Below are 13438 nucleotides of genomic sequence, written 5' to 3' on the forward strand. Positions count from 1 at the left end.
CTTGAGCATCAGTTGCAGCTGACCCACGGCGGCGCGGCCGATGTTGAAGGCGGCCCAACCCACGGCCAGGAGGATCGGAGCAGCGACGAGCAGCAGCCGGAGGTCCATGGCGGGGGAGGGAAAAACGTTGGCGGGATCCTAACGGAGTCCAGCGTGAACCTCCGCCAGCTGGCGATAACGGCGGGCGTGCTGGCGCTGGGCCTCGATCGCGGCGGCATCCAGCTGGCGTTTCACCACCGCCGGAGCCCCCATCACCAGGGCGCCGGCGGGCACGTTCCGGGTGACCACCGCGCCGGCCGCCACCAGGGCCCCGGCCCCCACCGTGACGCCGTTGAGCACGATGGCGCCGATGCCGATCAGGCAGCCGTCCTCCAGCGTGGCGCCATGGACCACGGCCCGGTGGCCGATGGTCACGTCGGCGCCGATGGTCACGGGCTGGCCCGGATCCCCGTGCAGCACGGCGCCGTCCTGCACGTTGCTGCCTTCCCCCACCCGGATGGCGCAGACATCCCCCCGGGCCACGACGGTGGGCCAGAGGCTGGCCCCCGCCGCCAGCTCCACATCGCCGATCACCACCGCCGACGGGGCCACCCAGGCGGCGGCGTCGATGCGGGGGGCGTCCCAGCGGCTGGGCCAGGGGTCAGGGCTGGTCATGGGGCATGGCCTCAAACGGGGGGCAGGGTGCGGCGGCCGGTGGGCTTGGAGAGGGTCACCGCCGGGTGATAGCTTCCCCAGCGACGGGTCGCTAGCTCAGCGGTAGAGCATTCGGCTTTTAACCGACTGGTCCTGAGTTCGAATCTCAGGCGACCCATCCCAACCACCGCAACGCACACCAGCCATAGGCCGCTATGCGGCAGCTGGATGCGTTAGTGGTAGGCCTCGCTGCGATGGCTGAGTCCGACCACCAGCACGACAAGTCGGTCCTCTTCGATCTGACAGATCACCCGATAGTCGCCGACCCGGTAGCGCCATAGGCCGGACAGGTTTGCCGTCAGGGCCTTGCCCCTCTGGCGCGGGTGACTGCAACTGGACAACATGTCCTGGAGGTACCGAGTGATACGACCGGCCGCCGTGCGATCCAGCTTGTTGAGCTGCCGTGCAGCCTCCGGGATGAACTCAACCGTCCAGGCCAAGGTCGCTCACCAGCTGCTCCATCGGGATGGTCGGCTCCCCAGAACGACGGTGGGCCTCCAGAGCCGCAGCCCCTAGGTAGGCATCCTCCAGGTCGTCCAGGCCCTGCTCGATCAGCTCCCGCAGATAGAAGGCCTTGGTCCGCCCCGTTTCGGAGGCCAGCCGATCCAGCCGCGCCTCTGTTGCCGGGTCCAGGCGGACGGAGGTGGCCATGGAGTCATGTGAATGCGTGTATTCACCCTAGCTGGACCATGCCGCAGCGCACCCCCTTGAGCACGGCCTGCAGGCGGTTGTTGACGCCCAGGGTCTGGAGCAGTCGCTTGGTGTAGGTGCGAGCCGTGGCGTCGCTCACCACCAGCTTCTGGGCGATCTCACGGTCGCTGAGGCCGCTGGCCAACAGATCCAGCACCTCGTACTCCCGCGGCGTCAGCCGCGGACAGCTGAGGTAGGGGAACTTGCCGGAGCGCAGGGAGGGGCTGCGGTAGGAGTGGTGGCCCATCACGGCGATCACGGCGGCCTGCAGGGGCCGCTGGTCGTCGACGATGTCGGCCTCGGCCACCACGGCCTCCAGCCAGGGGGCGTGCTCGTATTCCGCCGGAATCACATCACCGAGGGCCAGCATCACCACCTTGAGGCCTGGGTACAGCTCCTTGGCCTGGCGGGTGAGCTCGAAGCCGTTGCCGCTCTCCAGATGATCGGTGCACAGGAGCAGGTCGTACGGCTCCTTGGCGAGATAGTCCAGGCAGCCCTGCTCCTGGGTGATCGCGCAGCCGATCAGGCGGCGGTCGCTGATGCTCTCGCAGAGGGCCCGCAGCAGGAAGCGGCCCTTCATTGCGATCGCCACCCTTCCACCCGGCGCCACCGAAAGCAGCACCTCGTCGAAGGTGTTGCCCTCCAGGCTTTCCAGGAACGGCGTGAGATCCATGGTGGCGGGGCCAGCCAGGCTCACTTCATCATCCGATCCCGAGGGACCGCGCCGTGACCCTTTCGGGAAGCCGTTCGAGCAGAGCTGCTGCCTGGCGGTCGACCTGGACCAGCCGCTGCAGGATCAGCTGGGCATCCCCATCGCTCAACTCGCCGTTGTCACCCCACTTCAGGCAGGTGCGTCCCAGGCAGGACGAGGGCCGGAGCTGTTCGCTGGGAGAGTAGGAAACCACCCCCACATTCCGATGATCGCTGTCACCCGAGCAGGTCATTGGCGGCTCCTCCCTGGTGCGAACCCTGGCTGGAATGACCCTACGCCTCGTGTACCGGCGACCGGTCCGCCTGGAGCGGAACGCTGCAGATCCGACTCGGGAGAGCTCAGAAGCGGAAGGTGGTTTTCACGAGTCCGCCCAGCTGTCGGAAGCTGGTGTCGGGGGTGGTGAACTGCCCCAGGGGCCGGCTCAGATAGAAGAGGGCCGGTGTCACGCTGATGTTGTCGGTGACCTGCCACTTGTACCACCACTCCCAGGCGAAGTTGCCGTCCTGGGGCGTCTGGCCGTCGGCCAGGGCGGTGGCGAAGACGGGCTGGCCCACGGCCATGCCGAGGGCGTTGCCCTTGACGAAGGCGTCGTCCCACTGCATGCCCACCATCCACGACTGGCTGGTGCGCAGGGAGCCGGGGGCCTGGGCGGTGTCGTAGCTGGTGCCGTTGATGCCCCACCCCAGGCTGATGGAGGGAATCCAGCCGGAGTTGGCCGGTTGCCAGTAGCCGCTGACGCCGAAGGCATCGGTGCGGCTGTTGGGGTTGGCTTCGTAGGTGAGGCCGGTGAAGGGGGTGGTGCCCGGCACCCCCACGCCTGACTGGATGCGGGAGTAGATCGCCGCCAGGCCCCACTGCTCCTTGGCGTAGCCGATCTGGACCGTGCCGGTGCCGGCCGAGGCCACGGTGCCGATGCCGCCGCTGTTGGGGTCGCCCACGTCGCCGTTGGCGGCCACGTAGTTGGCGCTGATGCTGAAGCCGCCCTGCTGCCACCACAGACCGGCCCCCGGGCCGAGGTTCTTGTTGTAGGCCGCCGGGGCGCCGTTGAGGGTGAACAGGTTCAGGATCGTGTCGGAGGGGTAGGCGCTCGGCCAGAGGGCGAGCATGTCCTCCTGGCCCACCCGGCCGCCGAAGGTGGCGGTGAACTGGCTGCCGATGGGGAACTGGTAGAAGATCTTGTCGATCGCCACCACGTCGCCGCAGTCGACACCGGTGCCGCAATCCTCCTGGAAAGCCGCCTCCAGGGTGGAGAGCCCGCCGGTGGGGCCGGCGCCGCCGAAGGCGGAATCGGCGAAGTTGCCGGCCCGCAGAATCGTGCGCAGCAGGTCCTTGCCGGTGAAGCTGGTGTCGAAGCTCAGCTGGATGTCGTAGCTGAAGGTGGTGGCCCCCACGGCGGCCCGGGCGGCATCGACGTTGGCGGTGTCACTGCCCGAAAACGCATTGGCACCGATCACGAAAGTGGCCTGGCCGCTCAGCTTGGTGGTGGTGGAGAACTGGGTGGCCTCGAGCTCACCCACCTTGGCCTCCAGGCCATCGACACGGCCGCGCAGCACGGCGAGTTCCTTCTCGAACTCGGCCATCAGGCGCTTGAGCTCGTCGGTCACTTCGGTGATCCGGTCGAGGCAGGCGTTCAGCAGGGCCGCCGCTTCGTAGCGGGTCATGGCCTGGCCGCCCTTGTAGGTGCCGTTCGGGTAGCCGGCAACGCAGCCGTAGCGCTCGATCAGGTTCGAGAGGGCCTGGAAGGCCCAGTCGGTGGGCTTGACGTCGGAGAACTGGTTGATGCTGGTGACCTGCTCCTGGCTCTGTCCCGCTGCGGGCCGGGCGTAGCGGTTGACGCCCTCCAGGTTCAGCTCGCCGGCGCCGGCCGCGAGCGGGGCCAGGGGGGCCAGCAGGCCGGCGGTGGCGACGGGAATCAGGTGACGCAGGGGAAGGCCCATGGAGGTCGTGGCGTTGATGAAGGAAGGGATAGGGGTGCCCATCAGGGGCGGCCCGCGAACGCTGTCCGATGGACGGGACGAGCCCGTCCATCGGAAGGTCTTCCGCGAAAAATGATAATAGTTATCAGTACTAGGACCCTCAGGCGGGACCGGTTATGCCTCCGGCCGGGGCTCCGTCGCCATCGGCCCCATCCTGTCCCGGAGTTGCCGCGCAAGGTCAACCCCCCCCCAAAAAAAAGGCACCCGGAGGCCGCCGCCACCGCCCGATAGCGCTTCAAGGCCCTGGCCCCTGGCTCCTGGCCGCGCGCCGCTGACTGTTCTGGGTTTGCTGCAGCAGCTCTGAGGCCCCGAGCCTCGGCAGCCTCAGAGCGCGAACAGGGCGTCGTACCGGCCGTACTCCGGCTTGCGCAGGCCCTCCACCGCCAGCATCCGCCGCAGTTCGGTGATCTCGGCCCTCTGGGCCACGATCACTTGCCGCGCAAAGCGGCGGATCGTGGGGTTGGTGCTCTTGGCCAGGGCGTCGTGGGCCATGATCAGCGCCCCGCCGTGGTGGTGGAGCATCCCCTCCAGGAACCAGACGACCCGGTTGGCCGGGCTGGGAGGGTCGCCCATCATCCGCATGCCATCGATCTGGGCCTGGCTCATGCGGGTGAGGCCGCTGAGGCTGTTGGGATCGCCGCCGCTGGCCAGGGCCACGGGATACACGGGGGCCTGGGGATACCAGGCCTTGCGCCACAGCCCCATGGCCCGGATCTCGTTGGCCTGATCGCGCCAGATCGTGGTGGCCAGGGCCCCCACGCCCGGCTGGCCGATGCCGAAGACGAACTCGCTCATCCGCAGGGCGCCGGTGTGGTGCTGCACCATCCCGTCGATGAAGCGCAGGTCGTAGGTGGCCCCGGCGGGGCCCACATCGTGGGCGTGGCCGGTGTGGTCGGTGTGGGCAGGAGCGGCGCCGGTCGGTGCGGCCTCGGCCGGTGCGGCGTGATGGTGGTGGTGATGGTCGTGGCCCATGGCGCCCGGGGCATCGCCTCCCGGACCCTGTGCCAGGGCTGGTTGGCTCAGCGTCAGGGCGCCGAAGATGCCAAGCGCGACGACGGAACGGCGACGGTGGGCCATGGGAACGGGGGAGGAATCCCAACCGTATGGTCTCCATCCGGCTGGAGAGTCAAGGGGCTGCTGCCACCCCCTCCCTGGGCGGACGGGGTGGGATTCAGCGTGTCCCGTACCAGCGGCGGTACCACTGCGCCATCTGCTCGATCTCCTCGCTCTGGACCTTGACCATGGCCTGTTGCAGCGCCCTGAGCTGCGGATGCCGGCTGTTGGTCTGCGCCATCGAGGCCATCATCACGCCCATGCGGTGGTGGGGAATCATCTGCTCGATGAAGGCGCGATCGAAATCCGGGGCGTTCCTGAGCCACTCGACATCCGTCGCCATTCCCATCATCCCCATGCCTCCACCGCGGCCCATTCCTGCCCCGCGGCCCATGCCTCCGCCGTGTCCCATCCAGCCGCCCCAGGCGGGCACATCGCCGCCGAACCACTCCCGGTACCAGGCGCGCATCTGGGCATTCTCCCGCGTCTGGCTGTCCCGGATGCTGCGGGCCAGGGCCTTGATCTCAGGCCGCCTGGACCGGGTGAGGGCCAGATCCGCCATGGCGATCGCCCCGTCATGGTGCGGAATCATCATCACGATGAAGTGCTGATCCATCGCCTGAGCCGTCCCCCGCCAGGCGCCAGGCATCCCCAGGCCCGCTCCGCTGCCCGTCGGGGTCGGGGAGGCGGGCGGACCGGAACAGGCTGGCGTCCCCAGCGACAGGACCAGCGCCCCAAGCCCGGCGACGACGGCTCCTCTGCGCGCAACGGCATGGATCCGGCCTGCGACGGTTCTGGAGTGGCCCATCTGCTCTCCTCCATGGCTTCTCTCCATCACCAGCCTGGGGATGGGGCCGGGAGCCGGAGGCGGTTCCGGGACATTGCTTCACCTGGGGTGCGGCTCCGATCGCCCCGGGCCCGACGCCGGAGCATTGCTTCACACCCGGAGATTGGGGCAGATCACGTCACCGTCCTTGGCTGGATCGCTCTGCCAGCCGGCCAGCAACCCCTGCAGTTCCTTCCTGAGCTGCCGCAGCTCCTGGATCTGGCTGTCGATCCGGCCGATCTGGCGTTCCAGCTGCCTCTGGATGTCGCCGCAGGGCAGTTCACCGGCGTCGTGAACCGCTAAACAGCGTTGAATCTCCTCCAGGCTGAGGCCCAGGGTCTTGAGGCGGCGGATGAACTCCAGCCGCTGCAGGCTTTCCTCGGCGAAGAGGCGGTAGCCACCTTCGCTGCGGCCGATCGCCGGCAGCAGTCCCAGATCCTCGTAGTACCGCAGCGTCTTGACGGTCATGCCGCTGCGGCGGGCCAGCACGCCGATCTTCATGGCGACCGTCGTGCTGGCTGTCAGGCTGGCTGTCATGCCGATGGCCTGCATGGCATCGACTCTCCATTGTGGGGGAGAGTCTAGGCGGGCCGCCCTCGGGACGCTCGGCGTCACCCCCGGGGCCCTCAGCGCCGCCCGGGAGCGCTCAGCCCTTGTCGTCGGCCAGTTTGGCGGCGGCATCGCTGACGTTCCTGGCCACCGCCTTGGCACCCTCCTTGAGATCCTCAGCCACATTCATGGCCGAGGCCTGGACCTGTTTGGCCTTGCCCTTGATCTGGTGGCCGGTGTCACCGGTCAGATCACCGAGGGCTGATTCAAGCCTGCCTTCGGCCTCCTTGGCGGCGGCGTCGTTCCTGTTGGTCATGGTTCCGTTGGTGATGGGTTCCGATGCTGTGCAGATCGTCAGGGACAGTCCCGAGCAAGGTGTCGACGACTGTCCTCCTTGCACCCCTGGGAGCTGCCTGTCCAACCTAGTGATTCTGCGGGATCCGCGTCTCGAATGGTGCCCAAAGTGGCCCCATGACTGGCCGAGGCGATCCCGGAGATGAGCGCTGGCAGGGAAGGTCTGCCGGTCGCGATGGATGGAGCCTCTGGTCCAGTCTGCAGCACACATCTGCATCTTCGCTGCTTCCGCACATCAGAGGATTCCTGATGCCATTCAGCCTGCCCATCCGGCTGTCTCCTGGGCAGACTCCGGTGCTGCAGAACAGCAGCGTGACGGTGCACCTCCGTGGCGGTTGTCCTGTGAAAGAGTGAGTTCAGCGGAGCCGGGAGCATGGCCTATCCGTTGGTGCAACAGCGTATGTGGGCCCGTCCATGTTTGGATGGCGTGGCATTCCGTGTCTGGGCACCCCACGCCAGTCAGGTCTCCGTCGTTGGTGCCTTCAACGACTGGGACGCCAGCGCCCATCCCATGACATCAGAGCCGCGAGGCTATTGGTACGCCTTTGTTGACAGTGCCAGGATCGGCGACCACTACAGCTACCAGCTGTCCACCCATTGGGGCGTTCACGTCATCACGACCATGGATGAAGATGGCGGCCACGAGTGCGTCCGGGACGCGATCGTCTACCGCTGCAACGACGATCCTTTCGAGCGCGTCATCTCCAGCGAATTCCATGATGACGTGGCCAATGGACAGGCCCGACGTCCCCCGCACGTCAACTCAGGCATGCCGATGCTTCTTGAGGGGACAGGAGTGTCCTGACCTCGTCCGCCTGTATGGCGATCCGATCCGGCCGCGACAGGACGGCGAGGGGTGACGCAGGGCACTGCGGCCAGCGCAGGCAGGCCGTTCACCGCTGGAGCCAGGGCGGCCGAAGGGACGCTGGCCCCAGCAACTGGGATGGACTCCCTGCCATGCCACCGGCAGCATCGGTCCCTACAGCGCCCTGATCGATTTCCGGTGGTCGGGGGCTCCCCGCTCCCGTGCTGCGCCCGCCAGGCTGGCGGTGGCAAAGATCCCTGGCCCGAGGCCGTCACGTTGCAGCACGAACCCCTGCTGGGGCCCGCAGATCCTCCTGCCTTCCGGATCGTCAACCCTGCCGGGCGCTCGGCGGTGCTGCTCACGGCCGACCACGCCGGCCGCGCCATTCCCCGCTGCCTGGGGGATCTGGGCCTGAGCGATCGGCAGCTCGCCAGCCACGCCGCCTGGGATCTAGGCGTGGACGGGCTGGGCCTGCTGCTGGCGGCGCGGCTCGACGCCTTTCTGATCCTGCACAACTATTCCCGGCTGGTGATCGATGCCAACCGGCCGCCCCGGGCGCCGGATTCGATCGTCAGCCACTGCGAGCAGAGCACCATCGCCGCCAACCTTGCCATCGGCACGGCCGGGCGTCAGCGGCGGCTCAAGGAACTCTTCCACCCTTACCACCGCCGCATCGCCGCCGAGCTGGAGGCGCGGCAGGGCCAGGCCGGGCCCAGCGTCCTGGTCACCCTCCACAGCTTCACGCCGGTGCTGGGCGACCAGGTGCGTCCCTGGCACGTCGGGGTGCTCCATGGCCGTGATGCCCGTCTGGCCAGCCGGGTACTCCGCGGACTCCAGCGTGAACGGGGCCTGCGGGTGGGAGACAACCAGCCCTATGCCGTCAGCGACGCCAGCGACCACACCCTGGTGGTGCACGGAGAGGGGCGCCGGATTCCCCATGTGGAGCTGGAGGTGCGCCAGGACCTTCTCGCCAGCGAGACCGGCCGCCAGGCCTGGGCGGAGCGACTGGCCGGGGTGCTGGAGGCCGCCCTGGCGGAGGGATTCCCGCCGCTCTCGGGCGGTCAGGCCTCCATAGGGTGACCCATGCACACACCCTTGGGCGCAGCGGCGCCACCGAGCCAGCCGATCGAGATCCAGCTGGGATTCGATGTGGTGCTGCGCTTCGGCGCCCCGACGCCCCTGATCGTCACCCTCGGGGTGCACGCCAGTCGGGCCGGCGATCTGCTGGAGCCGGATCTGCTGCAGGTGGAGCCCCCGGTGCCGCTGCATCCCTATGTTGACTCCTTCGGCAACCACTGCCAGCGGCTGGTGGCGCCAGCCGGTTCGCTGCGTCTGCATGGCCATGGGGTGGTGGCCGATGCCGGTCGGCCCGACCCTGTGCTGCCCTGGCTGCCGCAGCAGCCGGTGGAGGCGCTGCCAGAGGACACCCTGCTGTTTCTGCTGGCCAGCCGCTTCTGCGAGTCCGATCTGCTGTCAGCCCTCGCCTGGTCACGGTTCGAGGGCAGCCCCGGCGGCTGGGGGCGGGTGCAGGCGATCTGCGACTTCGTCCACCAGCACGTGCGCTTCGACTACAACCGCTCCAGCCCGACGAAGTCGGCGCTCCAGACCTTCGAGAGCCGGGAGGGGGTGTGCCGTGACTTCGCCCACCTGGCGATTGCCCTGTGCCGTTGCATGAACATCCCGGCGCGATACTGCACCGGTTATCTGAGCGATATCGAGGTGCCGCCGCCCCATACGGCCATGGACTTCCACGCCTGGTTCGAGGCCTACCTCGGCGACGGCTGGCACGTGTTCGACCCGCGCAACAACACCCCCCGCATCGGCCGGATCCTGATGGCCCGGGGGCGGGATGCGGCCGACGTGGCCCTGACCACCAGCTTCGGCCCCTCGGAACTGGTGTCGTTCCAGGTGTGGACGGCATGACCTACTGCGTGGCGGTGCTGCTGGAGAGCGGCATGGTGTTCGCCTCCGATTCCCGCACCAATGCGGGGCTGGATGATTTCGCCAGCTTCTGCAAGATGACCGTGTTCGAGCGCAAGGGCGACCGGGTGCTCGTCCTGCTCAGCTCCGGCAGCCTGGCCGGGACCCAGGCGGTGATCGGTCTGCTGCGCCAGCAGGCCGAGGCCGGCGACGGCGAGCCCTCGGTCTGGACGGCCCGGACCATGTTCGATGTCATGGTCCTGGTGTCGGATGCGGTGCGGGCGATCGAGCAGCGCGACGGCCCCTACCTGAAGGCCTCCGGCTCCAGCTTCAACGCCTCCTTCCTGGTGGGCGGTCAGATCCGGGGTGAGGCGCCGCGGTTGTTCCGCATGTACGCGGAGGGCAACTTCATCGAGGCCGGCGAGGACACCCCCTTCCTGCAGACGGGCGAAGCGAAGTACGGCAAACCGATCATCGACCGCGTCATCCATACCGACACGACGCTGGCGGAGGCCTCCAAGTGCGTGCTGGTGTCCTTCGACTCCACCATGCGCAGCAACCTGTCGGTGGGCATGCCCATCGACCTGCTCGTCTACGAGAAGGACCGCTTCGAGATCCTGCACCGCCGCCGCTTCAGCGAGGGGGACGGCTACTTCAGGGACCTCAGCGCCGAGTGGAGCGTGGGCGTGCGGAAGGTGTTCCGGGAGCTGCCGGAACTGGTCTGGTAGGTGGCGACGGCCCCAGGCCCCGCGGGCGACTCCCCACCGCTGGTGCTGGTCCATGGGATGTGGGACACCCCAGGCCTCTTCGACCCCCTGCAGCACCAGCTGGCGGGGCGCCGCGGGCCCCTGCTGATCCCCCAACTGCCCCACCGCTTCGGGCTCACGCCGATCGAGGAGCAGGCCGCCCTGCTCGGCCTCCACATCGAGGCGGCCTTCGGGGCGGAGCAGCCCATCGATCTGCTGGGCTTTTCGATGGGCGGGGTGATCGCCCGGACCTGGATCCAGCTGCGGGGCGGCCACCGGCGCACGCGGCGGCTGATCAGTGTGGGCAGTCCGCAGCAGGGCACCCTCACCGCCGGTCCCTGGCCCAGCTGGCCGATGGCCGGCATCGCCGACCTGAAGGCGGGCAGCCCCCTGCTGGTGAGGCTCAACAGCCATCTGGCCACCCTGGAGCCCGTGGACTGCTGCAGCTACTACTGCCATCCGGACCTGATGGTGATGCCGGCCTGGCGCGCCGTGCTGCCGATCGGCCCGGGCCGCCGCCTGCCGGTGCGCTACCACCACCAGCTGATGACCCACCCGGCCGCCCTGCGGGCCCTGGTGGACGAACTGCTCCGTCCCTAGCTTGGAGAGACAAGCAGGCGTGCCGACCGTGGATCTGTTGGCCCTCTCGCTGCTGGTGCGCTGGCTGCTCGGCTGGGCCCTGTGCCTGCGCATGCCGAGGCTTCCCGCCTCCCGGGTCCAGGGCCAGCCGACGGTGTCGGTGCTCATCCCGGCCCGCAACGAGGAACACACCCTGCCGAACCTGCTGGCCGCCCTAGGGCTTCAGAGCCTCACCCCGCAGGAGGCGATCGTCATCGACGACCACTCCGACGACCGCACCGGCGCGATCGCTGCCGCCGCCGCCGGGGTCACGGTGCTGCGTCCGCCACCCCTGGCCGAGGGCTGGTGCGGCAAGACCTGGGCTCTCCACCATGGCGTCCGCGCCAGCCGGGGAGAGCTCCTCGTCTTCCTCGATGCCGACACCGAACCCCATCCCGAGTTCCTGCAGCGCCTCGTGGCGACCCAGCAGGAGCTGGGCGGCCTCGTTTCGGTGCAGCCCTTCCATCGCACCGAGAAGCCCTACGAGCTCCTCTCGGTGCTGTTCAACCTCGTGGGGCTGATGGCGGTGCCGATGGGCCGGGGCTGCGGGGTGGCCTTCGGGCCGGCCATGGCCACCAGCCGCAGCGATTACGACCGCATCGGCGGCCATGCGGCGGTCGCCGGCAAGGTGGTGGAGGACTGGTTCCTGGGCCACCTCTACGAGCAGGCGGGGCTGCCGGTGAGCGCCTACATCGGCCAGGGGCTGCTCGACTACCGCATGTATCCCGGCGGCCTCAAGGACATGGTGGTGGGCTTCGCCAAGAACTTCGCCACCGCCGCCGGCGAGGTGCGCTGGCTCTGGATGCTCGGCGTGATCCTGTGGATCTCCGGTCTGTTCTGGGCGGCCTGGTGCCTGCCCGCCTCCCTGCTGGGCTGGCCAATGGTGGGGGACACCGCCGTGCTGCCCAACCTGCTGCTCTACGTCGCCTTTGCCGTGCAGCTGCTGGTGGTTACCCGCCGGATCGGCGATTTCGGCTGGATCTGCCTGATCTTTCCGATTCCCGTGCTCTTCTTCCTGGGGGTGTTCGTTCTGGCGATCCTGAATCTCGAGCTGGGCACGATCGAATGGAAGGGCCGGCGGTTTCCGACGCGCTAGCGCTCCTGGCCTGCATCCTGGGTTGGCTGCTGTGGTCGGTGCTGGTCGGCTGGCTGGCCCACCGGCTGCCCCCGCAGGCCCTGGATCACGACACCTGGCTCACGGGACGGCGCCCCTGGCCGGAGAGCCGCAGCGGCTTCGAGTCGCGGCTCGCCATCCGCCGCTGGAAATCCCTACTGCCCGATGCCGGCACCGCCTTCCCCGGGGGGGTGGCCAAGAACAGCCTGGTGGGACGGGACCGCGCCAGCCTGCAGCGCCTGCTGGCGGAGATCCGCCGGGCCGAGCTGGTGCATCTGGCCCTCTGGCCCTTCTGGATCGTCACGGCCCTGTGGCTGCCGCCGGCCGGGGTGCTGATCAACCTCGTCTTCGCGACCCTGTTCAACCTGCCCTGTCTCTGGCTCCAGCGCTACAACCACCGGCGGGTGGAGCGCGCCATGCAGGGCCTGATCCGCCGGCCCGGCGAGGGCTGAGGGCTCCTTTATGGCCCCACCACCCCGTTCTCCAGGTCGAGGTCGACGCCGATGCCGGCGTCCTCGGCATGGCGGGCCACCAGCAGCCGGTGACGGCCGCTCTCCAGTGCGAAGCCGTCGCGGGTCTCGTCGAACCAGGCGAGCCGGCGCAGCGGAATCCGGATCAGCAGCCGCTGGCTCCGGCCCGGCCCCAGGTTCACCCGACCGAAGCCCACCAACGTGCGCTGCGGCCGCTCCGCCGCCTCCCCGGGTGGCTCGAGGTAGACCTGCACCACCTCGGCGGCCTCCACCGTGCCGGTGTTGGTCACCGTGACGGCCAGCTCCACCGCCGCCTTGGCCCCCGCCGGGGTGGGGAGCCAGGCCACCGCCGGGTCGGTGTGGCAGAAGTGGCTGTAGGAGAGCCCGAAACCGAAGGGAAAGGCCGCCGGCCGCCCGCTGCGGGCCAGCCGCCGGTAGCCATGCCAGAGGTCGTAGGTGATCTGCCGGGCCCGGGGATCGAACGGCGGCAGGTGGCTGGCCTCGGTGGGCACCGAAAAGGGCATCCGTCCCGACGGGGAGATCCGTCCCAGCAGCACGTCGGCGAGGGCCGCTCCCCCCTGCTCGCCGGGGTACCAGAGCATCAGCAGGCCCGGCACCCGCTGCCGCCAGGCCTCGCACAGGATCGCCCCACCGCCCATCAGCACCACCACCGTGCGCGGGTTGGCGGCGGCGACCGCCAGGATCAGGGCCTCCTGCGCTGGCGGTAGCTGCAGCACCGTGCGATCGCCGGAGGCGAAGGAGCCGCCGGCCCGGGCCGAACCAAAGCGTGTCGCGCCGGCGATCATCGCCGCCACCGCCGTCCAGATCGGCAGCAGCCGGCGGCGGCCGCACAGGCGCACCAGCCAGTCGGGGGGCGGCGCCTGGCGCAGGATCGGGGCCAGGTCGCCCGGG

General features: G+C 69.1%; 18 protein-coding genes and 1 tRNA gene. 8 read left to right on the plus strand and 11 right to left on the minus strand.

Annotated elements, in window-relative coordinates; genetic code table 11:
- Both VB737_RS11150 and VB737_RS11155 read right to left on the minus strand, forming a co-directional pair.
- A partial coding sequence (locus VB737_RS11150) for a photosystem II protein Y (protein WP_500313010.1) occupies positions 1-108 on the minus strand: 108 nt, incomplete at its 3' end.
- A gap of 30 nt (positions 109-138) precedes the next feature.
- The gene (locus VB737_RS11155) at positions 139-654 is read right to left on the minus strand and encodes a gamma carbonic anhydrase family protein (protein ID WP_500312983.1); all 516 of its coding nucleotides are present in this window, start codon (positions 652-654) and stop codon (positions 139-141) included.
- An 85-nt stretch (positions 655-739) separates the two neighbouring features.
- Between VB737_RS11155 and VB737_RS11160 the strand changes: the two genes are divergently transcribed.
- Positions 740-811: transfer RNA gene (locus VB737_RS11160), tRNA-Lys, on the plus strand.
- A gap of 55 nt (positions 812-866) precedes the next feature.
- On the opposite strand, the gene VB737_RS11165 is transcribed toward VB737_RS11160, so the two are convergent.
- From VB737_RS11165 to VB737_RS11200, 8 genes are all read right to left on the minus strand, one after another.
- Positions 867-1133, minus strand: coding sequence for a type II toxin-antitoxin system RelE family toxin (locus VB737_RS11165; RefSeq protein ID WP_500312985.1), 267 nt, complete (start codon positions 1131-1133; stop codon positions 867-869).
- The gene (gene relB / locus VB737_RS11170; protein WP_500312987.1) at positions 1117-1344 is read right to left on the minus strand and encodes a type II toxin-antitoxin system RelB family antitoxin; all 228 of its coding nucleotides are present in this window, start codon (positions 1342-1344) and stop codon (positions 1117-1119) included. Before relB ends, VB737_RS11165 begins: the two co-directional genes overlap by 17 nt.
- A 22-nt stretch (positions 1345-1366) precedes the next feature.
- Entirely contained in the window at positions 1367-2056 is a 690-nt protein-coding gene (locus tag VB737_RS11175; protein WP_500312989.1) for a LuxR C-terminal-related transcriptional regulator, read from the minus strand.
- 377 nt (positions 2057-2433) lie between these two features.
- On the minus strand, positions 2434-4032 hold the full coding sequence (locus VB737_RS11180; protein WP_500313012.1) for an iron uptake porin: 1599 nt from the start codon (positions 4030-4032) through the stop codon (positions 2434-2436).
- A gap of 363 nt (positions 4033-4395) precedes the next feature.
- The gene (locus VB737_RS11185) at positions 4396-5148 is read right to left on the minus strand and encodes a DUF305 domain-containing protein (protein WP_500312991.1); all 753 of its coding nucleotides are present in this window, start codon (positions 5146-5148) and stop codon (positions 4396-4398) included.
- A 94-nt stretch (positions 5149-5242) separates the two neighbouring features.
- A complete protein-coding gene (locus VB737_RS11190; protein ID WP_500312993.1) occupies positions 5243-5773 on the minus strand; it encodes a DUF305 domain-containing protein in 531 nt (176 codons plus the stop codon).
- Positions 5774-6061: 288 nt separating this feature from the next.
- On the minus strand, positions 6062-6487 hold the full coding sequence (locus VB737_RS11195) for a heavy metal-responsive transcriptional regulator (RefSeq protein WP_500312994.1): 426 nt from the start codon (positions 6485-6487) through the stop codon (positions 6062-6064).
- Positions 6488-6596: 109 nt separating this feature from the next.
- Complete coding sequence (locus VB737_RS11200; protein WP_500312996.1) at positions 6597-6815, minus strand: CsbD family protein; 219 nt, start codon at positions 6813-6815, stop codon at positions 6597-6599.
- Positions 6816-7226: 411 nt separating this feature from the next.
- Between VB737_RS11200 and VB737_RS11205 the strand changes: the two genes are divergently transcribed.
- The 7 genes from VB737_RS11205 to VB737_RS11235 all read left to right on the plus strand — a co-directional run bounded on the left by VB737_RS11205 (position 7227) and on the right by VB737_RS11235 (position 12508).
- Positions 7227-7658 carry a hypothetical protein gene (locus tag VB737_RS11205; protein ID WP_500312998.1) on the plus strand — a complete coding sequence of 144 codons (432 nt, stop codon included), beginning with the start codon at positions 7227-7229 and terminating at the stop codon, positions 7656-7658.
- A gap of 276 nt (positions 7659-7934) precedes the next feature.
- The gene (locus VB737_RS11210) at positions 7935-8738 is read left to right on the plus strand and encodes an N-formylglutamate amidohydrolase (RefSeq protein ID WP_500312999.1); all 804 of its coding nucleotides are present in this window, start codon (positions 7935-7937) and stop codon (positions 8736-8738) included.
- A 3-nt stretch (positions 8739-8741) separates the two neighbouring features.
- A complete protein-coding gene (locus VB737_RS11215) occupies positions 8742-9581 on the plus strand; it encodes a transglutaminase-like domain-containing protein (protein WP_500313001.1) in 840 nt (279 codons plus the stop codon).
- On the plus strand, positions 9578-10306 hold the full coding sequence (locus VB737_RS11220; protein WP_500313002.1) for a proteasome-type protease: 729 nt from the start codon (positions 9578-9580) through the stop codon (positions 10304-10306). The genes VB737_RS11215 and VB737_RS11220 overlap by 4 nt, the downstream gene beginning before the upstream one ends.
- On the plus strand, positions 10307-10924 hold the full coding sequence (locus VB737_RS11225) for an alpha/beta fold hydrolase (RefSeq protein ID WP_190545851.1): 618 nt from the start codon (positions 10307-10309) through the stop codon (positions 10922-10924).
- Positions 10925-10952: 28 nt separating this feature from the next.
- Positions 10953-12038 (plus strand): glycosyltransferase family 2 protein, encoded by a 1086-nt coding sequence (locus VB737_RS11230; protein ID WP_500313004.1) that lies wholly within the window; start codon positions 10953-10955, stop codon positions 12036-12038.
- A 38-nt stretch (positions 12039-12076) separates the two neighbouring features.
- Positions 12077-12508 carry a glycosyl-4,4'-diaponeurosporenoate acyltransferase CrtO family protein gene (locus VB737_RS11235; RefSeq protein ID WP_500313006.1) on the plus strand — a complete coding sequence of 144 codons (432 nt, stop codon included), beginning with the start codon at positions 12077-12079 and terminating at the stop codon, positions 12506-12508.
- Positions 12509-12516: 8 nt separating this feature from the next.
- Here VB737_RS11235 and VB737_RS11240 read toward each other — a convergent pair.
- A partial coding sequence (locus VB737_RS11240; protein ID WP_500313008.1) for a glycoside hydrolase family 3 C-terminal domain-containing protein occupies positions 12517-13438 on the minus strand: 922 nt, incomplete at its 5' end.

This window comes from Synechococcus sp. BA-120 BA3, from assembly GCF_034931285.1.
In the GTDB taxonomy this organism is placed as follows: Bacteria; Cyanobacteriota; Cyanobacteriia; order PCC-6307; family Cyanobiaceae; genus Cyanobium.